Genomic DNA, 21,977 nt, shown 5'->3' on the forward strand with positions numbered 1-21,977 from the left:
CTGAATATTCAGATTCTTGCATGACGCCCCGGTTTCCAGCCGGGGCGTCCGCTTTTGTGGGGAGGGGATGACAAGCCACCATCCCTGCCATGAATTGGCCTAATCATTTCCGCCATTTTTTCCGTCTTCGCTAAAGCTTTTGCTTGGCGCGCTCATGTTTCTGATGCACTTTCAGTTGCATGACAGATATTGCCCGCCAGATTGACTGGATTTCCCGCCTTGTCGGATTTGACACGACGTCGTCGAAATCAAACCTTGCTCTCATTGAAGATGTTGAAGCCTATCTCGGCGACCTCGGTGTTGAGAGTGTTCGCGTCACCAGCGACGATGGGGTTAAATCGAACCTTTATGCGGTCGTCGGACCGAGTACGGAAGGCGGCGTAGTGCTGTCCGGTCACACTGATGTGGTGCCGGTTGAGGGGCAGGACTGGCAAACGGATCCGTGGACGGTCGTTGAAAAAGACGGAAAACTGTTCGGCCGCGGCGTCGCTGATATGAAAAGTTTTTCAGCCATCGGCCTGTCGTTAGTTCCCGATATGCTTAAAGCTGGTCTCAAACGGCCTCTCATTTTTGCGCTCTCATACGACGAAGAGCTTGGTTGCCTCGGCGCGCCGCGTATGATCGAAAAGATCGCCGAAAACATTCCCGCGCCGTCTGCTGTAATTGTCGGTGAGCCGACGAATATGAAAGTTATCGACGGGCATAAGGGCATTTCTTCATTCCGCGTGACCGTCACGGGATACACGACCCACTCCAGTCAGACTGACCGCGGGGTTTCGGCGGTGGAGGCGGCTGCACGCATGATCGCCAAGATCGCCGAGATGAGAGCGCTGCGCGCTGCGCGCGCTGAAAAGGAATCACCATTTGATCCGCCTTATTCGACCATGACCGTGAACGTGGTGCATGGCGGCACACAGCTAAACATCATGGCTGGTGAGGCATGGTTCGAATGGGATCTCAGAACCGTACCAGGGGATTCCCGTGAGGATATCGTTGAGGAATTCACCGACTTCGCTAAAGGCGTGGAGGCTGAGATGCGCGCAAAGGCGTCGGGATGTCGGGTTGAAATCGTTCAGATGACAAATGCGCCGTTTCTTGCACCATCTGCGGATAACACTGCGGCTGATCTTGCCAAGGCTATAACAGGTCACAACAGCACGGATGTTGTTTCCTACGCCGCTGAAGCCGGACAATTTCAGGAAGCCGGCATGTCTGTTGTCGTGTGTGGCCCTGGCTCCATTGATCAGGCGCATCAGCCTGATGAGTTTATCACCCTTGATCAGGTGCGCGAAGGAACGGTATTCATGCGAAAGCTGATCGAACGCCTGAGCGCGTGACCATTATGGGAGATATTGATGACCGCACTAGAAGCGGCCGGGTTGTGGGCTGGCCTAAATGCGCTGTTGTTGTTTCTGCTAAGCGCGCGCGTCGGCGCGGCGCGAATGAAACACAAGGTCAATCTTGGAGATGGCGACAACCCCGAAATGGTGAAGGCGATCCGCACGCAGGGTAATTATATCGAGTATGCGCCGGCTGCTATTGTTGGATTGGTATTGATGGCCCTTCTCAATGCTCCGGTGCTTTTAGTGCATTTGCTCGGTGGTTTGTTTTTTGTTGGCAGGGTGTCGCACCTTCTCGGTCTCGGCATGGGTGTTTGGCCAACTGGCCGCGCTGTGGGTACTGTGTTTACGATGTTGACACTCCTGATCACAGGCGTCGCTTTGATCTATCTGGCGATCGTTTAGCAACGCATCCTTAAACTAAGTAAACGGAGCGTATCGAAACCCGCATTTTACAAGGGCTTCGAGGTAAATTTTACCTTGTCTTTACGCTGTACTGCGAGCCTCCTGAAAAATTAAAGCGTTTCAGGAAAGGCGCCGGTACCGTGAAAAAAATAACGCATTGCCGCGCATGCGGATCAAAAGCGCTGACGCCGGCGTTCTCAATGGTTTTTGGGGGAGAGCCGAAACTTTTCTCACGCAAGCAACAGCAATCATCAGATTATGTTCTTTGCGATCCATCGCGAGATGCTCGCGCTTGCGGTTTGTTGCAATCGTCAGTCGCAGATGCGCAGGCATCTTTCATCCCTTCTGCCCGTCATTCTTCAACGCGTGATCATTTGCGTTCTGTTGCGACAGAAGCGCTGGAGATGATTTCTGGCCGGGACTGTTCTGCGCTTGATATTGGGTGCAACGACGGAACGCTTCTGTCGTTTTATCCGCGTTGGGTTGACCGGTTCGGTGTCGATCCTTCCGACTATATCGAAGAAATCGGCGACTGGGCCTGGACCGGGAAGTCTGTGTTTCCGTCTGAGGAATTGGATGCCGCCTTTGGCGACAAACGTTTTGATATTATTACGGCTGTTTCTGTCTTTGAACATATTGATGATCCGAAATCCCTGCTGAAGCGGGTGAAATCATTGTTGACCAATGATGGCGTGTTTGTCTTGGAGACGGTTTACGCACCGGTTGCCCTGACGCGCACATGTGTCGAAACGCTTCAGGCGAATATATCTGCGGTTTACTCGCTTTCCGTAATCGAATGGATGTTGCGCGACGCCGGATTAAAAGCCTTCAAAGGCTCCATTACCGGCAAGGAAGGCGGATCGATCAGGTTGTTCATCACGCATGCCGGCTTTGACGAATATGATTTCGACCCTTGGTTTGAGCGGTTGGCTCAGCTTTGGGATGAAGAAAACGCACTGGCGATGCGGGCGTTGCAGCCTTACCAGTCGTTTGAACAACGTGCTGGCGAAGTGCAACGTGATTTTATTGAAATTCTGGAAGATATCCAATCGCGTGGCGAGTGCATTCATGTTCTCGGCGCCGAACCGCAAACGGAAGCCATGCTTCGCTGGGCGGGACCCGCAGCAAAAGCGGTTACGGCCGCAGTAGATACGGGCGCTGCGCGGGAAGCGGAACGATTGGGTGAAAATGGGCCGCGCATTATCTCGGAAACCGAGTGTCGTGCGGCTGAGCCGGATTTTCTTCTCGCATCGGCACGCTACAAGCGGGAAATGATGGAGCGGTGGCGAGAGTCGATCATGCTGGGCGCGAAGATGATTTTTATCACCCCAACGCCGCTAGTCATTACGGCAGCGAACTTTGCGAGCGAATACGGAAAAGCGATCAATGCTGGCGACGGTCCGGCCGGGACACAATCCTTGCGCACAATCCTCGCTGCCGCAGGCGGACCGCGCCTTATCGCGGATAATCCCGATATTGCAAAGAACGCGGGCTAAAAACGCACGCTTAAAAACCAGCGCTGCGTGCCTTCAAGAACGACGGCGGTCAACGGTCCGCCATAACACGCGCCCGTATCCACGTTGATGCGCCAACCGTCGTCAATCGGCCTTTCTTCCGGCGTATGACCGTGGACCACCACATATTCGGGCCGCTCGTTTTTTGGCGCGTTATGAAAACGGGTGCGAATCCACAACATGTCTTCTTCGGTCTGCTCTTCTAGTGGCGTACCGGGGCGCAGCCCGGCATGCACGAACAGGTAATCGCCTTCGATATGATTCAGTTTCAGTGTTTGAAGAAATTTATGGTGCGTCGCAGGCATGTTCTTTCTAAGCTCGTTCGCCAGAACTTCATTTGCGAGCGAGGTATCGACACCATAGCTTTCGAGCGTTTCCAGACCGCCCCAGTCGAGCCAGTGGGGAAGGTCATCAGGGTGATCCAGAAAATCCAGCATGCTGGCTTCGTGGTTGCCTTTTAAGAATACAGTCTCGGACTTTGAATGCTTTAACTCGACAAGCCGGTCGATAACCCCGCGGCTATGCTCGCCGCGATCAACGTAATCACCGAGAAAAATCAGCTTTGCGGCGTCCAGTCCGCTGGCGTCTTTCTCAATCTCGTCAAGCAGCGCATCCAGCAGATCGAGCCGGCCATGAACATCGCCAATGGCGTAAAGGCGCTTTCCCTCCGGCGCGGCGGCCGGATCGCCTTTCTTATTGAAGAAATTCTCGAACATTGACGCGTTAACTTCTCTGCAGGGCGGTATAATTGGCCCGTCAAAAGGGGTATAAAAAAACTGACAAAGAATCACTACTAACCAATTACGACAGTTTGCGGAGTGGAACGCCCCATTTATGAGTGTTCTTGTCACAGGCGGCGCGGGATATATTGGCGCGCATATGCTTCTGGCGTTGCAGGACGCTGGTGAGAAGGCCGTTGCGCTTGACGATTTTTCCTCTGGCGCGCGCTGGCTGGCCCCTGAAGATATCCCGCTCATTGAGGCGGATGTAGGGGATCAGGAAAACCTCGCGCAGATTATTAACGATTACGGCATCGAGGATGTCATTCATTTTGCCGGTTCGATCCTCGTACCGGAATCCATCCGGCATCCTCTCGATTATTATTCCAACAATACTGGAAACACCTTGAAGCTCCTGCGTGCATGCGTCAGCGCGGGGGTGAAACGGTTTATTTTTTCTTCAACTGCGGCCGTTTACGGAAAACCCGAGCGTGTGCCTATATCGGAACAGGCGCCTGTGCGATCGATAACGCCTTACGGTGCATCCATGGCCATGAGCGAACGCATCCTCGAAGATGTTGCTGCCGCGCATGACCTTTCGTTTGTGACATTGCGGTATTTCAACGTAGCTGGCGCCGACCCATCCTGCAGGGCTGGCGAGATCGGCAAGCCGACGCACTTGATCAAGGCAGCCGCGCAAATTGCACTTGGGTATCGAAAAGAGAAGCTGCAAATTTACGGCGGCGATTATCAAACGCCTGATGGCAGCGCTATTCGCGATTATGTTCACGTCAGCGATCTTGCGCAGGCTCATCTGGAGGCTTTGGAGCGTTTGCGTACAGGCGGGGGCTCGATCACCCTCAATTGCGGTTATGGCCGAGGCTATTCAGTCTACGAAGTTGTAGAGGCCTTTCGGCGGGTTACTGGCGAGGCTATGGACTATGATGTTGCGCCGCGCCGCGCCGGCGATCCGGCGCAGCTCATTGCCGATAATGCAGCGATCCGCACGGTTCTTGACTGGCGCCCGCGTTATGACGACATTGATTTTATTGTCGAAACAGCGATCGCCTGGGAGCGGTTTTTGGAAACCCGCAAAGAGAAAGTTTAATGTCGCCATCCTTGTTGTGGCCGCGCATTGTTTTTGGTGTGTTGATGGTGGTCGTCACTTTTTTGACGCTGACGCCAAACCCGGTTGAAAGCGAACCCGGCTTCGCCCTCACGCGCTGGATATCCTCATTGTTGCTCGGTGATGCTGAGAATGCAGACAAGATCGGCCATTTTCTGGCGTATGCCGTGCTTGGGGTGACGGCGTTCTGGGCCCGGCTTGCGATATTTTCGAAACGTTGGAGCGTCGTGATAGCACTCGCTTTTTATGGCGCTGCGCTTGAAGGGTTGCAGGGGCTTGGCGGCGTCCGATCTCCTGAGCTTGCCGATGCATTCGCTAACAGCCTCGGGGCTGTATCCGGCTTTCTTGCCGGCGCGGCGCTAGGCTGGTTTAGAAAGAAAGCCGCATCATGAAGGCGGCGGTGGTCATTCCGGCACGATACGAATCAACGCGCTTGCCCGGCAAGCCGTTGCTGAACGACACCGGAAAACCCTTGATCGAGCACGTCTATGAAAAGGCGTCGATGTCGAAGCTGGCGAGCAACGTCATTGTCGCTACTGACGATCAGCGCATTTTCGATGCGGTCGTGAAGTTCGGAGGCTTGGCCGTCATGACTGAGGCGGCGCATGAGACCGGCACGTCACGCGTTGCTGAAGCCGCGCGAGAACTAGACGCGGATATCATCGTCAATCTTCAGGGTGATGAGCCTGAAATCGATCCCGAAAATCTCGATCTGTTGATAGAGATGCAGAACACACATCGCCCGTTCGCGTCGACACTGGCCTGCAAGTTTCCGGACAACGCCTCGCAAGGGCCCGGATCGCCTGATGATCCGGCGGCGGTCAAGGCTATTCTGGGCGACGCGATTGCCGAAAATATTTTTCAGGCGCGATATTTTACGCGTCACATCTGTCCATGGCCCAGGCAGGGAAGCGGCCAGATTGCGTCGCCATCAAATTATTATCTACATGTGGGATTATATGCTTTTTCCAAAGCAAGCTTGATGACATTTGCCAGCGCGCCGTCTGCTCCGCTTGAACGCGCCGAACGGCTGGAACAGCTTCGCATCCTTGAAATGGGGGAGCGTATGACGGTCGGCATTATCGATAGCGCCGCGCCGGGAATTGATACGCCTGAAGATTATCGGCTGTTCGTCGCCAGGGAACGAAAAGGCGCCGCACGACAGTAGGGGGAGTTGAGGGGTGTCTGCCGGCGGCGCCTCGGGGTGTGCAGCAGCGGGAACTTACGCAAGGGACGAATAAGCGTAGATTGCCGGGTATGATGCTGCTGCCAAAACACTAACCATTGTCAGGATTGTGATCAGTCGGGCCATGGTGCTCTCTCCGTTTCTTGTTGTTATGAGGGGGAGATAGGAGCGCTATTTGAAACTGAAAAGATGCGTCGGCGGCGATTCGGCGCATGGGATAAACCGTTCATCGAATGACGTTTTTGCAATGTCTGTTCGCCGCAAGCAGCCTTCAATTCGTCGCCTTTAGTTCTTGAACTTGCTGTAAATCATTCTCCGCCGAAGAGATAAATCACACGGGTTGCTTTGGGGCGGCGAAGCATGGCCCATTGCCTCAACTGCCAACAGGAGGGCGCGGCCGTGGAATCCTTATTGTCTTTGGAAAACCTGTTTACGTTGATGATGCTCATCCTGCTTCAGGCAGTGCTGGGCTTCGATAATTTGCTTTATATCTCTATTGAGTCGAGCCGCGTGAGGCCTGAGCGGCAGAAATTCGTCCGCTGGCTGGGAATCAGCCTTGCGATTGTCCTTCGCCTTGTCCTGATGGTCGTGGTGCTTGGCCTGATCAGCGCGTTAACACAGCCTTTGTTCGGATTTCACATCGACGGCGTGTTTGAAGCGTCTTTCACTTTTCATTCAATTGTTTCAATTTTCGGCGGCGGTTTCATCATGTATACGGCGACGAAGGAGATCATGCACCTTCTTGCGGTAGAGCATGTTGAGAACCTCGATAAGAAGCATCAAAAATCGGTGCCGGTGGCGATTGCAACCATCGTTTTCATGAATTTGATCTTTTCGTTTGACTCGCTTCTTTCGGCGATTGCGCTAACACACGTCGTTTGGGTGATTGCAGCAGCGATCATCATCAGCGGCATCATGATGATTGTGCTGGCCGATCAGGTCTCGGTATTCTTGAAAAAGAATCGCATGTTCGAAGTCATCGGTCTGTTCATTCTGTTTATTGTCGGCGTGTTGCTGATCACAGAAGGCGGACATTTAGCGCATATGGAGCTGTTCAACTTCAAAGTGGAAGCCATGTCCAAGGCGAGCTTTTACTTCGTTATTTTCGTGATGGTCATCGTCTCTCTGGTGCAGACGCGCTATCGGAACAAGCTCGAAGCATTGCAAGCGAAAGAACGCGGGCAGCACGAAGCAACGTGACCCCGCTTCTTAATGACAGGACTATTGAAAACGCCGGTGCGATCAGTCCATCGGGCGGAAGATCAGCGTCAGGACGACGCCGATTATGCCAACCACGCCCCACAGCGGAAGCCCCATGATCGTGTTCAGCGCCTGTGAAACGCCGCCGGGGGAATTTTCGATGAGTGCTGCTGCATTAACGCCGATGAGACCAAGCACGGATTCGGTCGTCCGCATGACCGGCTCCCCGGTTTCGAGGGATGAGACGCCATCAGCACCCAACAGAGCTATGGCTAACGCCACCAGTACCCACGCAATAAAACGAAACGCCGCCATACTTCCCATTCCCCTCAAATGGTTAACGCAAAACCGAGAATTCAGGATAGCCCGCCTGACGGCAGGCTGCAAATCGAAAGCCGAACACGATCCAGTTTTTGGCGTTCTTAGCGGAATTTAGCCTTGCGGCAAGGCGGCCTGCTTGGTATCCCCCGCCGCTCCGGCGTTGCACAGTCGACAAGTAAAGTGCAGCCGGGCTTCATCGGTGCGGCTTAACCAAAAGTCGCCAAAACGGCATATCTTCAGCCCCCAGCGCGCTTGGGGTGATGAGTGTGAAGAGCGGCGGCTGAATGGTCAAAAGCCGCCCGTCGCTAAGGCGACGAAATGAAGACCCGCGTGCGCCGCGCGTTACCGGTGTGAGGACAGGTGGCCGAGTGGTTGAAGGCTGCCCGTCGCGAAGGCGACGATATGAAGACCCGCGTGCGCCGCGCGTTACCGGTGTGAGGACAGGTGGCCGAGTGGTTGAAGGCGCACGCCTGGAACGCGTGTAGGCGGGTAACCGTCTCGAGGGTTCGAATCCCTCTCTGTCCGCCAGCCTCTTCAGATCCGCTATGGTGTGTCAGAACAAGCCCAATCTTCAAACGCTTGCGGGCGATTTCGTCTCTGTACGGCGCATGAGAGACGGCACTCTTGCGGGCGCGCGCAGATACCCGAGAGTCTCTGACGGCAGCCCCTACTGAAAACTAGATTTTCACATTTGTGATGCAGCCCGCCGAGGTGTGAGTGTGCGACATACAGCCTAGACTTTGCTGCTTATGTGGAACAGGCGAATTTTTGCGTAAACTAAGTTTCCTCCGAGCTTGGTTATAGTATCTCGCGTAACGTTTCAGAACAATTCAACTTTATTAAAGCTGCTTTGATTTAAAACGTGGGAGGCGTGCAGGCGGTAATTAGTTCACAAGAAACAACGCCGTCATTTTTAAATGAATGAGGTAGATCGCTCTTGAAATAGTAGGCTTCTCCGGCTCTTAACGTACGTGTATGACCAGCGACAGTAACCGTTAATTCCCCCGATATCACAAATCCACACTCTTCACCTTCATGGGTCAAGTTATGACGACCGGTGTTGCCGCCTGGTGCGTATCGTTCCCACATGAATTGTATGGCTTTGCCGATGGGCCCTCCAACTTGTCGATAAGAGACCGCACCTTCGGAGAGCTCTGTCAACTCGCCTTTCGCGTAAAAAAACTTATCATCCATTGAAAGCGTATCGTCATCAAAAAACGTTGATAGGCTCATTGGCAGACCACTGACAATTTTTCGCAAAGTACCGACCGTCGGGTTCAGTGCACCGGATTCTATTTGTGAAATCGTGGCGTTCGCAATTCCCGCCTTTTTTGAGAGCTGTCGCTGAGACAACCCAAAAGCTTTACGGACCCGCATGAGGCGTGCGCCAATGTCTTCTTCTTGAGGTCGATCGTTTTTTGAGTTCATCGCACAGGCCCGCCACGTGTTTAGGATACTAAACACTTTCTCAAGCAAGGCACAGAAAATCAACAGCTTTTCTAATCTGTTTAACGTCTTGCTGAACACGTGGTTACAGCCATAGCGTTAGGAGACTTATTGTTTGAGGGTTGCATCAAGCCATGCACACAAACCAGTCTCTGTCTTCCTATTGGATGCCGTTTTCTTCCAATCAGGATTTCAAGGCGCATCCCAGGCTTCTGACAAAAGCCGAAGGCCATTACTATCAGTCGGAAGATGGACGGAAAATTTACGACAGCTTTTCTGGTTTGTGGACCAGCGGCCTTGGGCACTGTCACCCAAAAATTGTTGAAGCTGTGCAGGCGCAGGTCGCGGAACTTGATTACGCTATGGCCTTTCAAATGGGTCATCCGAAAGCATTTGACCTTGCCAATCGAATATCATCCATGGCGCCGGACGGATTTGAGTATACGTTTTTCTGTAATTCGGGATCAGAAGCGGCAGACTCGGCGCTAAAGATCGCTCTGGCATATCATCATGCAAATGGAGACGCGACGCGGACACGTTTTGTTGGCCGGGAACGCGGCTATCATGGAACAAATTTCGGGGGAATTTCAGTTGGGGGCATGGTTGCGAACCGCAAGGTGTTCAGTCCGTGCTTGTTGCCTGGGGTAGACCATCTTCCGCATACGTTAAATTTGAGTGAGAATGCTTTTTCGAAGGGATTGCCAAAATCGGGAGCACACCTAGCCGACGAATTGGAACGTATCTGCGCATTACACGACCCGTCCAATATTGCAGCGGTGATAATTGAACCAGCGCCCGGGTCGACAGGCGTCTTACCGCCTCCACAAGGCTACTTAAAACGGCTGCGAGACATATGCGACCGGCATGGCATATTATTGATCTTTGATGAGGTTATTAATGCTTTTGGCCGAATAGGCGCCAGTTTCGCCGCTGAACGGTTTGACGTAACGCCGGATATTATCACCACTGCAAAAGGCATTACCAATGGCGTTATCCCCATGGGCGCGGTCATTGTTACCGATAGAATTTATAACAGCATTGTTCAGGGGCCCCCTCATCTTGTCGAGTTCTTCCATGGCTATACCTATTCCGGCCATCCGGTTGCAGCGGCAGCAGCTCTCGCGACACTTGATGTCTATGAAGACGAAGGTAGTTTCGATCAGGCCCGCTCGCTTGAGGGTGTGTTTGAAGAAGCAATCCACAGTGTTGCCAACCATCCAAATGTGATCGATGTGCGCAATGTCGGTCTCATGGGCGCTATCGAATTAGCGCCGCATACGGATGGGCAAGGCATACACGGTCTTGAGGCACATAAACGTTGTTATTGGGACGAGGATTTGGTGATCAGAAACGGCGGAGACATTTTACAATTCGCGCCTTTCCTGAACTCAAAGCCTGACGACATTTACCGCACGTTTGAAAAGGTCAAGCGAGTATTGGAAAGCCTTGGCTGATCGATATCGAAGCAGGGAGATCTAAACAATGAATTGTTATTCCAGACGATCACTGATTACGGGGGCGGCGGGCTGTGGCGCTTTCCTGGCGGCTGGCAGCGCGCGCGCAGCAGTAAACTTTGGTACGGCGGACGCGATAATTCTGGCGAAAAAAATTTACAGCATGGACCCATCGATTGGCGAGGTGAGCGGCGTCGCGATAAGCAGAGATAAAATCCTGGCTGTCGGTTCGCATGACGATATGCGCATGATTGCGGGGCCGTCGACAAAAATAATTGACGCTCGTGATCAGATTATCATGCCCGGTTTTATCGATTCACACAGTCATCCGCTAATGGCCAATGAGGCGATTAGCGTCGATGTGAATTTGCGGCGCATTGCTGATGTTCAGGATGCGTTGAGACAGCGCGCTGAGAAAACAGAGCCCGGCGAGTGGGTTCTTGGTCATGCTTATGACGACACAAAATTCGAAGGCGGGCTTCCGGTAACCCGAGTTGACCTTGATGCTGTCAGCACCCGTCATCCGATTTTGATCATCCATCGTGGCGGCCATACGGGTGTTGCAAACTCCGCCGCATTCGACGCCGTTGGGGTGACAATCGAAACGCCTGATCCCGAAGGCGGAAAATTCTACAGAGAAAACGGCGCATTCACAGGACGTGTCGCCGAGAAGGCGCTCTATGTATTCTACAGAGCGGAGAACTATCCGGTATCATCGCGTGCGGATAACCAAAGGAATGCTGCGCTTTCCACAAAGCGTATGGCTGCTGCAGGCTTGACCTCAGTCACTGACGCATATTGTTCGCCTGATGAATACACAGCCTATCTTGATGCCCATCACGCGGATGATCTCAATGTGCGTATTGGGATCATGCCTGGGGCGAATAATTCAGGCAATGGCTCCCTGTATCAGATGTTAAAGGATCTGAATTATCGAAGCGGAGATGGCGGCCACATGGTGCGCATTGATGCTGTCAAACATTCCGCCGACGGATCCGCGTCGGAGCGGACTATGCGGATGAGTACGCCATTCGAAGGGCGGCCTGACGACTTCGGCATTTTGACGATGACCCAGGAAGAGATTGACGCTGCCGTCGATGATGCTGTCGCGCATGGGTTCCGTATCGGCATCCATGCGAACGGAGACGTGACAATTGATATGGTTTTGAAAGCCTATGAGCGCGTTCTGAAGGAGTGGCGCGGACCAAATCCGCGTTTTCGTATTGAGCATTGTTCATTAGTGAACCACGATCTCCTGAAGCGGATAAAGAAAACAGGTGCTATTCCGGCCCCTTTTTACACGTACGCGCACTATCATGGAAACAAATGGACCGAATATGGTGCAGAAAAGATGGAGTGGATGTTCGCCCACAAGTCTTTCATCGATTACGGCATTCCGGTCGCGCCAGCTTCAGATTATTTACCGGGGCCCTACGAGCCGATGATGGCCCTTCAAAGCCTGACGACGCGAAAGGATTTTGCCGGACGCGTATGGGGGGAATCTCAAAAAATCAGCATCCAACAGGCAATGAAAGTCTGCACAGTCAATGGGGCTTACGCATCCATGGAAGAAAACGTCAAAGGCACATTAACGCCTGGAAAGTTTGCAGATGTCGTTATGCTGGCTGACGATCCAGTAGCTGTTGATCCTGAAGCGCTAAAAGAAATCAAAGTCACCAGAACTATAATGGGCGGGAGAACAACGTTCGAGGCATGATGGATATTTTATCGAATAGCTGCGACGCCAAGCACATGATATTCGTGCAGAGAACGGTAGGAATTTCACGATACCGGTTGAGCGAGAGTTTTTTCAACAAAGTCGTGAGGAATGCCCCCCGGTTTCTGTCCAAAAGCTTTGGTCTAAACGTATGAACGGCGGCGCCATCATTCTTACAGTCGTCATAAGTTACTTGGCGGCGATGCTGATCGTTGGAATCGCGGCGCGCCCGCGAACGTCTTCCAAAAAAGAATACTATATTGCTGGAAGGCGTCTTCCCTACTGGGTTATCGCTTTTTCGATGAACGCCACTGGAGAAAGCGCCTGGCTGTTGCTGGGGCTGTCAGGGTTAGCGTATGCGGTCGGCGTCAATGCACTATGGGTCGTACTCGGTGAAACCTTAGGTATCTGGTTGAGTTGGCGGTTTGTAGCTAAACGATTGAACAGGGCAGCGATCAAATCGGATGCGATTACTGTTCCCGACATTTTATCCGATAAACTAGGCGACCCATTTCACCTTTTGCGCATCGCCGCCGCCCTGATAATTCTTGCTATGGTTCTGGTTTATGTGGCCGCGCAAATGCTCGCGACCGGGAAAGCTTTTGAGAGTTTTCTGGGCTGGCCTTACGCGATTGGCGTGATTGCCGGCGGGTTTGTGACCGTACTTTATACCAGCTTTGGAGGGTTCCGAGGGGTTGCATATACCGACACGGCTCAGGCGCTATTGATGGTCTTTGCCATCACGGCGGTTCCCATCGCCGGTCTGATTGAAGCCGGAGGACTTGGCGATGTTGCTAACTCACTAAAATCAATCAATCCAGCTTTGCTGGCCCCTGTGGATCTGTCATCCGGAATGACTATCGGCCTGATTGCGCTAGCCAGTTCCCTTGCCGTGGGGTTGCCGTTTATGGGCGTCCCGCAATTACTGGTGCGGTTCATGGCCGTTTCCGGTGTGGAGGAGATTCGAAAAGCAAGCCGAATTTCTGTTGTAGTGATATTTCTCCTCGGTCTGGGCGCCGTTTGTACGGGGCTTGTGGGCCGCGTTCTGGTTCCAAATTTAACCGATCCCGAAACAGTTATGCCGACTTTGAGCGAAGACCTCTTTCCATCGTTTGTGACCGGGTTGCTTGTCGCGGCGGTTCTTTCTGCGGTCATGTCCACCGTCAGTTCATTAATGAACCTGGCTTCATCCGCTCTTGTGGGTGATCTATATCACCAAGTACTCCGCCCAAATGCAGACACGCGCACGCTCGGCCGCATCGGTATCGGGGTTACAGCCCTTGTTGGGGTTTCTGGCGTACTCGTCGCGCTTAATCAAAATAGCTCAATATTCGACTTTGTATTATTCGCTTGGGCGGGACTCGGCGCTGCGTTCGGGCCAATGATCCTATGCGTTCTTTGGTGGAAGCGCACCACATGGATTGGCGCGCTCGCAGGCATGATTGGTGGTTTTGCGACAACCGTTATTTGGATTACCTTTTTCAAAACTCAGTTTTATGACCTCTATGAAATGATACCAGGATTTGCTGCCGGACTTATGTGTACAGTTTGCGTCAGTCTCATCACGTCAAAGAAGCAGCCGGTTGCCTGAAGCAAAGGATTATGCCCATGCACCTTTCAATGCCTACACTTTCTTTGCTTGTCCTTGGCTTAGCGGTTTTACCAGCGAGCACATTCGCTAGTGACCGATCGCGCGATTTGGGCGTCCCATTTACAGGTGAACCTGGTCCGAACAATACGATTACAGATGTTGCAGGCATAGAAGTCGGGCATTCTACTTTGATCAAGGGTGAGGGAAGACTGGTCCGCGGCAAAGGACCGGTGCGCACTGGCGTCACTGCCATTCATCCGCGCGGAAAAGAGTCCACAAGTCCCGTCTTTGGGGCCTGGTTTACGCTTAATGCATCTGGAGAAATGACGGGAACAACGTGGCTTGATGAGAGAGGCTTGATAGACGGGCCCTTGCTAATTACCAACACGCACTCGGTTGGCGTCGTCCGCGACGCTGCTGTTGAATGGATGGTCGATAAGGGTTGGTCCGCCTTATGGCATGCGCCCATAGTAGCAGAAACCTATGATGGCGCCCTTAACGATATTAACGGATTTCATGTCAAAAAACGGCACGCCATGGACGCAATGCGTAACGCTGCGCCCGGTCCTGTGCTTGAGGGTGCGGTCGGCGGCGGTACGGGGATGATGTGCAATCGGTTTAAAGGCGGAATTGGAACGTCATCACGCGTGGTTGATGTCGATGGCGAAAGCTATACGGTCGGCGTTCTTGTTCAATGCAACTACGGAAGGCGGTCCGACCTTAAACAGATCGCCAGCATACCTGTCAGCATACTGATGGAGGCGCCTCTGCCCTGTTACGAGAATCCATCATTGCGGCCAGATGGCGCATGGGCGGCGGTATGTTCCAAGGCCGAGGCTGACGAAACGAATGCCCCCGATGGATCTATCATTGTTGTCGTCGCGACAGATGCACCGCTATTGCCGCACCAGCTCAAACGGGTGGCCAAGCGGCCGTCACTTGCGCTGGGATGGCTTGGGGCCGTAAGCAATGACGGCTCGGGGGATATCTTTATTGCTTTTTCGACCGCGCAGTCCGGTATCATGGACGAGGAAAACATAGCTCATGGAATATCTATGTATCCTAATAATGACCTGACTGTGCTGTTCGATGCAACGGTGCAAGCGACTGAAGAAGCTATTGTTAATGCAATGGTTGCAGCCGAAACGATGGTGGGGGCAAACTCGCTTAAAGTTTTCGAACTACCGGAAGAAAAATTACGGCAAATAATGACAGATACTTTCCGGAACTAACACGCTGTCGCTACCGAAAAACGGTTTTCGTGGCAAAAGTTCTCTGATCTCGAATCAGCATTCCCTGTTAAATTACTCAGGGAATTTGTCGTTAAGGCTCTGAATTTTTATCTAAAAATGGGAATAGTTCAGTGTAACCTACCAAAATTCTGAAACTTTCCCTGTAGTATCCTCTATATCAGCGAATTCCGCCGAAGACAGGCTCGATCTTGTCCGCTTCCACCGCCATCCGACCTGAAAAAATTTCTGAATCCAGTTTGCTGTTGAATAAGCCCGCTTTACTCAAAGCGTTACGTGTTTTTGCGATCCAGAGCCCACGACAGTGCGGCTCCAACGAGATCACCAACCGACTGCTCAGGCGGCGTCTTCCTAAGGGAACAGAATTATCGGCGCACTCGCAAGCGCCATTCAACAAGATCGCGAGGCACTTAATTGAACAGCCAAGAAAGACATTGCAATTTGAAACGCCGGCAGAGAGATTTAGACAGGTGTTGAGTTTGCGTGAATGTTTGTGGCGCGTTATTCAAAATGGTTGCATCTTCGCAACAAATTTAAACTTTGAAAGCTTAAAGGCATTGCCAAAAGATTTTCGCCGAGTTACGGTCTAAAAAAAATGACACCGGTAGCAACAATAAATGACACCGGTGTCAAAATATCCAAACCGGCGTAAAATGCGCCATAATGGGAGGGAACCATGACCGTACGACCACAAAAATCTTGCACCTTTTTGGGGGTGTCGCTTCTTGCTTTGGCTACAAGTATGGCCATTCCTGCAAGCGCATTGGCACAAGACGATGAAACGGAAGATCGTATTGTCGTCACCGGTTTCAGGAGCAGCCTTGGCGCTGCGCTGCAAACAAAGCGCGATGAAACATCTATCGTTGACGCGATTGTAGCAGAAGACATTGCTGACTTTCCTGACTTGAACCTCGCTGAATCATTACAGCGTATTCCAGGCGTATCTATTGATCGCCAGGCAGGTGAAGGTCGCCGCGTAACGGTGCGAGGTCTTGGCGGTGATTTCACGCGTGTACGGATCAACGGTATGGAAGCGCTGACAACAAATGGCGGCTCTGACGCTTCGGGCGGGTCTAACAGAAGTCGCGCGTTTGACTTCAATACGTTTGCTTCAGAACTATTCAATGAACTGGTTGTGCGTAAGAGCCAGTCTGCTTCTGTGGAAGAAGGCTCGCTTGGCGCAAATGTCGAACTGAAAACTGCTCAGCCGTTTGATTACGGTGCAGGATGGACGGGGTCAGTTTCAGGCCAGGCTTTCTATAACGACCTCTCGGATGATGTTGGTCCTCGTCTTGCCGGACTCGTCTCTTACACGAACCCTTCTGAAACTTGGGGCGTGCTTTTATCCGCCGCCTATACTGAGCGCACGATCCGCGAAGAAGGGTTTTCGACAGTTCGTTTTGATGATCAGGGCGTTTTCCGATCTGTCGGCGGCGTCCCTTGCATGGGTGATCCATTGCCGGCGGATTGTCAGACACTGCAAAACGCCTACTACGCCCGCATCCCTCGTTATGGCCGGCTTGACTATGAGCAGGAGCGTCTCGGCCTGACGGGTTCCATGCAGTTCCGCCCATCTGATAGAACAGTCCTTTCTATCGATGGCCTTTATTCAAACTTTGACGGCCAGCGCGATGAAGAGTTTCTGGAGGTTTTCATTCGCAGCAACACGGACAATGTTGATGTCACTGACTTCACAGTGGACAGCAATGGTGTTCTGACCCGCCTCGTTGGCGATTTGCAGCCGGATGTATCGAACGGCTTGGTGCCGGCTCGCAGCGAACATCGCCGTGACTTTTTGAGTACTGAATTCTATCAGTTTACCGGCAATCTGGAACACGAGTTTTCAGATCGCATGCGCGGCAACATTTTCGGCGGCATTTCCCGGTCCGATTTTGACGTGCCGACCCAGGCGACCATTTTCTTCGACGCTGCAAATCCTGTAACCGGTTACACCTATGACTTTACGGGAAACCCGAACGCAGCATTTGTCGATTTCGGGTCCATGGACGTAAACTCTCCTTCCTCGTTCCTGTTTACGCAGTTTCGGAACCGGCCGCAGGGCGTCGACAATACATATGATACAATTCAGTCAAATCTTGAGTACGACCTGAATGATAATATCACCATGAAGGGCGGCGTTAGTTGGAAGCGATTTGAGTTTTCAACGTTTGAAGCGCGCGCAGAGGGTAGCGTTGCAGACTTGGATGGGTTCGAAGGCGCCGTTCCTGTCACAAGTGATCTTGTAGACCTGCTTACAGGCTTTGGCAGCGGCTTGGATGCGCCTAGTGGAATTGATACCAGCTGGGTTTCAGCGGATTTCGATGCGTCTGCTGCACTAATTGACCTGTTTAACATACCTGCAGTGCAGCGTGTGCAGGACACAAGAGGCGTCGTCGAAAAAGATCTCGGCGGATATGTCCAGTTTGATTTCAATTTCGATATGAACGGCATTCCGGTCCGGGGTGATTTCGGTGTTCGGTATGTTGAAACAAGAACAGCATCGACCGGCGTGATTGTTGATGAAAACGACGAATTGATCGAAGTCACGGTTGATCGAAAATACGACGACTGGTTGCCTGCGTTTAACGTCGTGCTCGAGCCAGGTGAAGATTTCCTGATCCGCGCCGGGTTCGCGCAGGTGATGGCGCGCCCATCGCTGGGTAACCTGACGCCAGGCGGCTCTATCGATACATTTACTGGCCCGCCATACGCGATTGAATTTGGAAATCCCGGACTTGATCCGTTCCGCGCGACTAATCTGGACCTTTCGTTTGAATGGTACTTCGCAGAGGAGTCGCTTTTGGCGGTCGGTCTTTTCTACAAAGACGTTGGGTCTTTCTTCACGGAAACCGATACGATTGAGACAACTTTCAGCCAGTCCGGTTTGCCTGCATCTGTCGCTTCGCCAACAAGCCCGCTTGGCATGGACTTGGCTGGAGGGGCAGACCCTGACGTTGAAATAGAACAAGTTGTGAATGGAGACTCAGCCAAAATCAAAGGCCTTGAATTTATCTATCAGCAGCCCTTCTCTTCGCTGCCGGGGCCATTTGGAAACACCGGTTTCATAGGCAACTACACATATGTTAGCTCTGATGAAATCATTGGCTTCTCCGACCATGCGTTCAACGCGACTTTCTATTATGAAGATAATCGCTTGGGCGCACGCGTCACCGGCGCCTATCGCAGCGATTATCTAACGACAAACCCTCGCAGCAGCGATGGTAGAGAGGAACGCGGTGTTGCCTCCACGTTCAATCTTGACTTCGCTATGCAGTATGCGTTGACAGATAGCATAGAGCTGACTTTCGATGCGCTGAACCTCACGGATCAGTATGAGCATCAAACATTCGATATGCTGGGGCTTCCAACGCTTTATCACCACACAGGTCGTAACTTCCTGTTCGGTGCGCGGTACAACTTCTAATCCCTTGGAACTAGGCGACGGTTATAGTTGCTGACCAAGTAAAAAAAGCCCGAAGCGTCCTCCCGCGCTTCGGGCTTTTCATTGGCAAAAACTATAATCGGATAGTCTATGATCAACCGGCGTAAGGTTCTTGAGTTGATTGGTATAGGCGGATCAGTGAGCATGCTTTCAGCATGTTCAACACATCAAGACTTTCGTCTTGCTGGTGGGCAGGAAAGAAGATCAGTTCTAATATCAGTCGTAGCCTTATGGCTGCGCACGCAGCCTCGAAAGTCAACAGTTCGCTGACCGCAGCGACGGACATTTCTCAACAACCTTGTCTGTGAGTTTATACTGCAGCTGGCGGAGCGGTTTAAGACAATGACGTATTGAGCGATGAGCTAGTGTTCCCATTCCTGTTCCAGGAATTCGGCTAAGCCATTTTCCAGTTTGACTTCATGCTTTGTTTCTTCGCCTGTCTCGCTGCGGGTGAAAAATTCATAGATGATGACGCCATCGGTCTGATCACTTTCAATGATGCGGTCAGGCGATATGCCTGGTGCGTACTCTAACAGCACAGTGCGTACGGATTCTGGCGTTTTAACAAAACTGATATCGCGCTGAATTTCAACGACGCGCCAGCTTGCGCCGTCTTCCATGATATCAAGTTCGATCTCGAGGTTATTCTCATCGACGCCGCCAACGTCATAATAGGTTTTTCCGTTACGGATTTCTTTTTCGGCCTCGGTGAAAGTAACATTCGGCCGTGTAGCCTGTGCCACAGCAAGAACATTGGACGGCAGGTCATCAATGGTGACTTCGCTCTTATCGGTTAAAGAAGAACCGATTTCTCCCTGAATACTCTCATTGTCACTGGAGTTACCAGTTTGTCCGCATGAGACTGAAAAAATAAACGCTGTAAAAAATAATGCTGAGCTTTTCATGCCGGTTGCCTCAAATTTGAAGATGCGGGATCGATTGGTTCAAAAGCAAATAATTCGCAACGAATTGGCTCTACGTCATCAAAAACAATGTTTGCCGTCTGGCCAACATGAGCCACGTGGACGCCAGTAATAGCGCCAGTTGAAATAACCATTCCTTTTTGAAGCGGCAGGCCGCGCTGGGCGCTTAGTTCCAGCAGGAAGCGTAACGATTCTAGTGGTCCGCCGGGAATCGATGCTGGCGATTCCTTGCCGACACTTTGGCCGTCGATGAAAGTTTCGCACCGCCAAGTATCAAATTTTAATCGGCGCCAATTTGGAATTTCATTGCCAACGATCAAGCCGAAATTATTTCCGAAGTCCGATATTGTGACCAGCGGGCCAAAGTCATTGATTCCGCAAAAGGGGCTGCTGGCGATTTCAATGCCTGCTGCAATGGATTTAATTAAGTCAGCAGCCTCGTCGATAGTCCAATTTGCTTTCTCTGGAGGTGCATCAGTGCCTAATGTAATTACGATTTCGCCTTCAATTGCTGCGAATCCGTTTTCAAAAACCGGCATCGCCTCGTTTTTTCCGTTCGAGCTTCTTATCGTTTTCTTGAAGATGGGACCGGCAAGACGATCAACGCCAAACCGTTTTTCATCTGCACCTGTGATCCTGCCGACTTTCCATCCTGCGATGTCATCGGACCAGAGGCTGATCGCCTCGTCCTGGATAGCGTAAGCGTTGCGCAAAGTGTCCGGCGGCGTCCCCGGATAGGTCTTGAGCGCCTGTCCGGCTTGGCGAGCCCCGACAAAAGACCGGGCGATCTCCGAGATGTCTGACACGTTGGCGGCTGGTTGTTTTTGTTGCATATTTTTGCGCCTGTCGATTTTTGTCCCTGATGGTGGACTTTATAGGAAACCGGTGTCATTTTCAAACAAAAGAGCTGCCCGTAGATGATTTTGGGCGCTAAAAGATGACTTTGGAGGAGGCTTTTCGTGTTTATCACAGGATTTCTCAAAATAATTCGCAGTCTGGCGGTGATAACCGGGGTGAGCCTTCTCGGCGCATGCGGGGGCGGAGAGTCTGCTGAAAACGAATCACGGACGGAAGCCGGCCGCGCCGCCTTTGATGGCGCGTTGGGCTGGGCCGCGACAACGCCAGGCGGGCGTGGCGGAGAAGTCATCAAGGTGACCACTCTCGCTTCTGATGGGCCGGGCTCTTTGCGCGATGCTATAAATACTGAAGGCCCGCGGATTATCGTCTTTGAAGTCGGCGGCGTCATCGACCTACAAAAATCAACACTGTCTATCACAGAACCGTTCGTGACGATTGCAGGTCAAACGGCGCCTTCGCCGGGCATCACTCTGATCCGTGGCGGGATTGATGTGCGAAGTCATGATGTGATCATTCAGCATCTGCGCATACGACCGGGCGATGTGGGCGAACCGCGCGCCAGTGGCTGGGGTGAAGATGCTATCTCTACTGTCTCCGCATACAATGTGATTGTCGATCATTGCTCTTTAACCTGGGCGACCGATGAAAACCTCTCCGCTTCAGGTCCGCGCTTTACTGGTGATACGCCCAAGGATTGGCGAAACGGCACGTCTCATAACATCACATTCAGCAACAATATCATTGCCGAAGGGCTTGCTGACTCAACTCATCCTAAATTCGAACATTCCAAAGGCTCGCTCATCCATGACAATGTCAGTAAGTTGCTGATTTACGGTAATCTTTATGCGCATAATTATGAGCGCAGCGCGCTGTTTAAGGGCGGCGTTCATGGCGCCATGATCAATAACTTCATTTATGATCCGGGTCCGCGCGCTATTCACTACAATCTACAGGCGCTTGAATGGGGTGACGTTCCATTTGAAACGGGTCAGATGACGCTGATCGGCAATGTTTTGCGCGGCGGCCCATCTACGCCTGCAGATCTTCCAATGGTGATGCTTGGCGGCGACGGCGATCTTGCTTTGTACATGCGGGACAACGTCGCTGTCGACGAATATGGCCGGCCTTTGCCGGTTACGGGCCGCTACACGACAAGCGCAGCAAAGATTGTCGAGGTTGCCGAACCGCTTGACCTTCCGGACAATGTCACGCCTTGGCCGTCAAATCTTGTAGAGCAGCATGTATTAGCCAATGCTGGCGCGCGCCCATGGGATCGCGATGCACATGATGTACGGGTTCTTGCGAACGCAGCCGAGGGCAGAGGCTGGATCATTGATAGCCAGGAAGAGGTTGGCGGCTATCCCGAAATGGCGGAAACAGGGCGCGAATTCGATCCGTCGCAATGGAATCTCGATACGATGGAACCGCGCAGACCTGACGTTCTCGATGATGGATCGAAGGCGCGTGGTACTTAAGCTCTTTACG

The 21,977-nt window shown here is 52.2% G+C and carries 18 protein-coding genes, 1 tRNA gene and 1 pseudogene; 15 read left to right on the forward strand and 5 right to left on the reverse strand.

Annotated elements, in window-relative coordinates:
• Positions 1-179: 179 nt before the first annotated feature.
• The 3 genes from argE to PUV54_RS08855 all read left to right on the forward strand — a co-directional run bounded on the left by argE (position 180) and on the right by PUV54_RS08855 (position 3,241).
• Positions 180-1,337: an acetylornithine deacetylase gene (gene argE, locus PUV54_RS08845; protein ID WP_274491852.1), complete on the forward strand. Its 1,158-nt coding sequence runs from the start codon at positions 180-182 to the stop codon at positions 1,335-1,337.
• Positions 1,338-1,355: 18 nt separating this feature from the next.
• Positions 1,356-1,745, forward strand: a complete 390-nt coding sequence (locus tag PUV54_RS08850; RefSeq protein ID WP_274491853.1) for an MAPEG family protein — start codon at positions 1,356-1,358, stop codon at positions 1,743-1,745.
• Between the two features lie 140 nt (positions 1,746-1,885).
• Positions 1,886-3,241, forward strand: a complete 1,356-nt coding sequence (locus PUV54_RS08855; protein WP_274491855.1) for a class I SAM-dependent methyltransferase — start codon at positions 1,886-1,888, stop codon at positions 3,239-3,241.
• Here PUV54_RS08855 and PUV54_RS08860 read toward each other — a convergent pair.
• Entirely contained in the window at positions 3,238-3,975 is a 738-nt protein-coding gene (locus tag PUV54_RS08860) for a metallophosphoesterase family protein (protein ID WP_274491856.1), read from the reverse strand. The genes PUV54_RS08855 and PUV54_RS08860 overlap by 4 nt on opposite strands.
• Before the next feature lie 118 nt (positions 3,976-4,093).
• Here PUV54_RS08860 and galE point away from each other — a divergent pair, with 118 nt between their 5' ends.
• From galE to PUV54_RS08880, 4 genes are all read left to right on the forward strand, one after another.
• Positions 4,094-5,086, forward strand: coding sequence for a UDP-glucose 4-epimerase GalE (gene galE, locus PUV54_RS08865; protein WP_274491857.1), 993 nt, complete (start codon positions 4,094-4,096; stop codon positions 5,084-5,086).
• Entirely contained in the window at positions 5,086-5,496 is a 411-nt protein-coding gene (locus PUV54_RS08870; protein WP_274491858.1) for a VanZ family protein, read from the forward strand. The genes galE and PUV54_RS08870 overlap by 1 nt, the downstream gene beginning before the upstream one ends.
• The gene (gene kdsB / locus PUV54_RS08875; protein ID WP_274491859.1) at positions 5,493-6,272 is read left to right on the forward strand and encodes a 3-deoxy-manno-octulosonate cytidylyltransferase; all 780 of its coding nucleotides are present in this window, start codon (positions 5,493-5,495) and stop codon (positions 6,270-6,272) included. Before PUV54_RS08870 ends, kdsB begins: the two co-directional genes overlap by 4 nt.
• 417 nt (positions 6,273-6,689) lie before the next feature.
• Positions 6,690-7,490 (forward strand): TerC family protein, encoded by an 801-nt coding sequence (locus PUV54_RS08880; protein ID WP_274491861.1) that lies wholly within the window; start codon positions 6,690-6,692, stop codon positions 7,488-7,490.
• Positions 7,491-7,532: 42 nt separating this feature from the next.
• On the opposite strand, the gene PUV54_RS08885 is transcribed toward PUV54_RS08880, so the two are convergent.
• Positions 7,533-7,805: a hypothetical protein gene (locus PUV54_RS08885; protein WP_274491862.1), complete on the reverse strand. Its 273-nt coding sequence runs from the start codon at positions 7,803-7,805 to the stop codon at positions 7,533-7,535.
• Between the two features lie 444 nt (positions 7,806-8,249).
• On the opposite strand from PUV54_RS08885, the gene PUV54_RS08890 reads away from it, so the two are divergent.
• A tRNA-Ser gene (locus PUV54_RS08890) sits at positions 8,250-8,339 on the forward strand.
• A 327-nt stretch (positions 8,340-8,666) separates the two neighbouring features.
• Here PUV54_RS08890 and PUV54_RS08895 read toward each other — a convergent pair.
• Entirely contained in the window at positions 8,667-9,338 is a 672-nt protein-coding gene (locus PUV54_RS08895; protein ID WP_274491863.1) for a cupin domain-containing protein, read from the reverse strand.
• A 53-nt stretch (positions 9,339-9,391) separates the two neighbouring features.
• On the opposite strand from PUV54_RS08895, the gene aptA reads away from it, so the two are divergent.
• The 6 genes and pseudogenes from aptA (at position 9,392) to PUV54_RS08925 (ending at position 18,693) form a co-directional block, all read left to right on the forward strand.
• Positions 9,392-10,711 (forward strand): omega-aminotransferase AptA, encoded by a 1,320-nt coding sequence (aptA, locus tag PUV54_RS08900; RefSeq protein ID WP_274491864.1) that lies wholly within the window; start codon positions 9,392-9,394, stop codon positions 10,709-10,711.
• 28 nt (positions 10,712-10,739) lie between these two features.
• Complete coding sequence (locus PUV54_RS08905) at positions 10,740-12,428, forward strand: amidohydrolase (RefSeq protein ID WP_274491866.1); 1,689 nt, start codon at positions 10,740-10,742, stop codon at positions 12,426-12,428.
• A gap of 151 nt (positions 12,429-12,579) precedes the next feature.
• Positions 12,580-14,019 carry a sodium/proline symporter gene (locus tag PUV54_RS08910; RefSeq protein WP_274491867.1) on the forward strand — a complete coding sequence of 480 codons (1,440 nt, stop codon included), beginning with the start codon at positions 12,580-12,582 and terminating at the stop codon, positions 14,017-14,019.
• 17 nt (positions 14,020-14,036) lie between these two features.
• Positions 14,037-15,251, forward strand: coding sequence for a DmpA family aminopeptidase (locus tag PUV54_RS08915; protein WP_274491868.1), 1,215 nt, complete (start codon positions 14,037-14,039; stop codon positions 15,249-15,251).
• A 298-nt stretch (positions 15,252-15,549) separates the two neighbouring features.
• Positions 15,550-15,739, forward strand: a pseudogene (locus tag PUV54_RS08920) (IS30 family transposase); the annotation flags it as partial.
• Between the two features lie 272 nt (positions 15,740-16,011).
• Entirely contained in the window at positions 16,012-18,693 is a 2,682-nt protein-coding gene (locus PUV54_RS08925) for a TonB-dependent receptor (RefSeq protein ID WP_274491869.1), read from the forward strand.
• Between the two features lie 380 nt (positions 18,694-19,073).
• On the opposite strand, the gene PUV54_RS08930 is transcribed toward PUV54_RS08925, so the two are convergent.
• Both PUV54_RS08930 and PUV54_RS08935 read right to left on the reverse strand, forming a co-directional pair.
• Positions 19,074-19,616: a hypothetical protein gene (locus PUV54_RS08930; protein WP_274491870.1), complete on the reverse strand. Its 543-nt coding sequence runs from the start codon at positions 19,614-19,616 to the stop codon at positions 19,074-19,076.
• Positions 19,613-20,467 carry a 2-keto-4-pentenoate hydratase gene (locus PUV54_RS08935; protein ID WP_274491871.1) on the reverse strand — a complete coding sequence of 285 codons (855 nt, stop codon included), beginning with the start codon at positions 20,465-20,467 and terminating at the stop codon, positions 19,613-19,615. Before PUV54_RS08935 ends, PUV54_RS08930 begins: the two co-directional genes overlap by 4 nt.
• A 126-nt stretch (positions 20,468-20,593) precedes the next feature.
• Between PUV54_RS08935 and PUV54_RS08940 the strand changes: the two genes are divergently transcribed.
• Positions 20,594-21,967: a pectate lyase family protein gene (locus PUV54_RS08940; RefSeq protein ID WP_274491872.1), complete on the forward strand. Its 1,374-nt coding sequence runs from the start codon at positions 20,594-20,596 to the stop codon at positions 21,965-21,967.
• Positions 21,968-21,977 lie beyond the last annotated feature (10 nt).

Source organism: Hyphococcus flavus, assembly GCF_028748065.1.
In the GTDB taxonomy this organism is placed as follows: Bacteria; Pseudomonadota; Alphaproteobacteria; order Caulobacterales; family Parvularculaceae; genus Hyphococcus; species Hyphococcus flavus.

Excerpts from the sequence above, each read along its gene's own strand:
- argE (WP_274491852.1), top strand. The coding sequence starts at position 180 with ATGACAGATATTGCCCGCCAGATTGACTGGATTTCCCGCCTTGTCGGA.
- PUV54_RS08850 (WP_274491853.1), top strand. The coding sequence starts at position 1,356 with ATGACCGCACTAGAAGCGGCCGGGTTGTGGGCTGGCCTAAATGCGCTG.
- PUV54_RS08860 (WP_274491856.1), bottom strand. The coding sequence starts at position 3,975 with ATGTTCGAGAATTTCTTCAATAAGAAAGGCGATCCGGCCGCCGCGCCG.
- galE (WP_274491857.1), top strand. The coding sequence starts at position 4,094 with ATGAGTGTTCTTGTCACAGGCGGCGCGGGATATATTGGCGCGCATATG.
- PUV54_RS08870 (WP_274491858.1), top strand. The coding sequence starts at position 5,086 with ATGTCGCCATCCTTGTTGTGGCCGCGCATTGTTTTTGGTGTGTTGATG.
- kdsB (WP_274491859.1), top strand. The coding sequence starts at position 5,493 with ATGAAGGCGGCGGTGGTCATTCCGGCACGATACGAATCAACGCGCTTG.
- PUV54_RS08885 (WP_274491862.1), bottom strand. The coding sequence starts at position 7,805 with ATGGCGGCGTTTCGTTTTATTGCGTGGGTACTGGTGGCGTTAGCCATA.
- aptA (WP_274491864.1), top strand. The coding sequence starts at position 9,392 with ATGCACACAAACCAGTCTCTGTCTTCCTATTGGATGCCGTTTTCTTCC.
- PUV54_RS08905 (WP_274491866.1), top strand. The coding sequence starts at position 10,740 with ATGAATTGTTATTCCAGACGATCACTGATTACGGGGGCGGCGGGCTGT.
- PUV54_RS08910 (WP_274491867.1), top strand. The coding sequence starts at position 12,580 with ATGAACGGCGGCGCCATCATTCTTACAGTCGTCATAAGTTACTTGGCG.
- PUV54_RS08915 (WP_274491868.1), top strand. The coding sequence starts at position 14,037 with ATGCACCTTTCAATGCCTACACTTTCTTTGCTTGTCCTTGGCTTAGCG.
- PUV54_RS08925 (WP_274491869.1), top strand. The coding sequence starts at position 16,012 with ATGGCCATTCCTGCAAGCGCATTGGCACAAGACGATGAAACGGAAGAT.
- PUV54_RS08930 (WP_274491870.1), bottom strand. The coding sequence starts at position 19,616 with ATGAAAAGCTCAGCATTATTTTTTACAGCGTTTATTTTTTCAGTCTCA.
- PUV54_RS08935 (WP_274491871.1), bottom strand. The coding sequence starts at position 20,467 with ATGCAACAAAAACAACCAGCCGCCAACGTGTCAGACATCTCGGAGATC.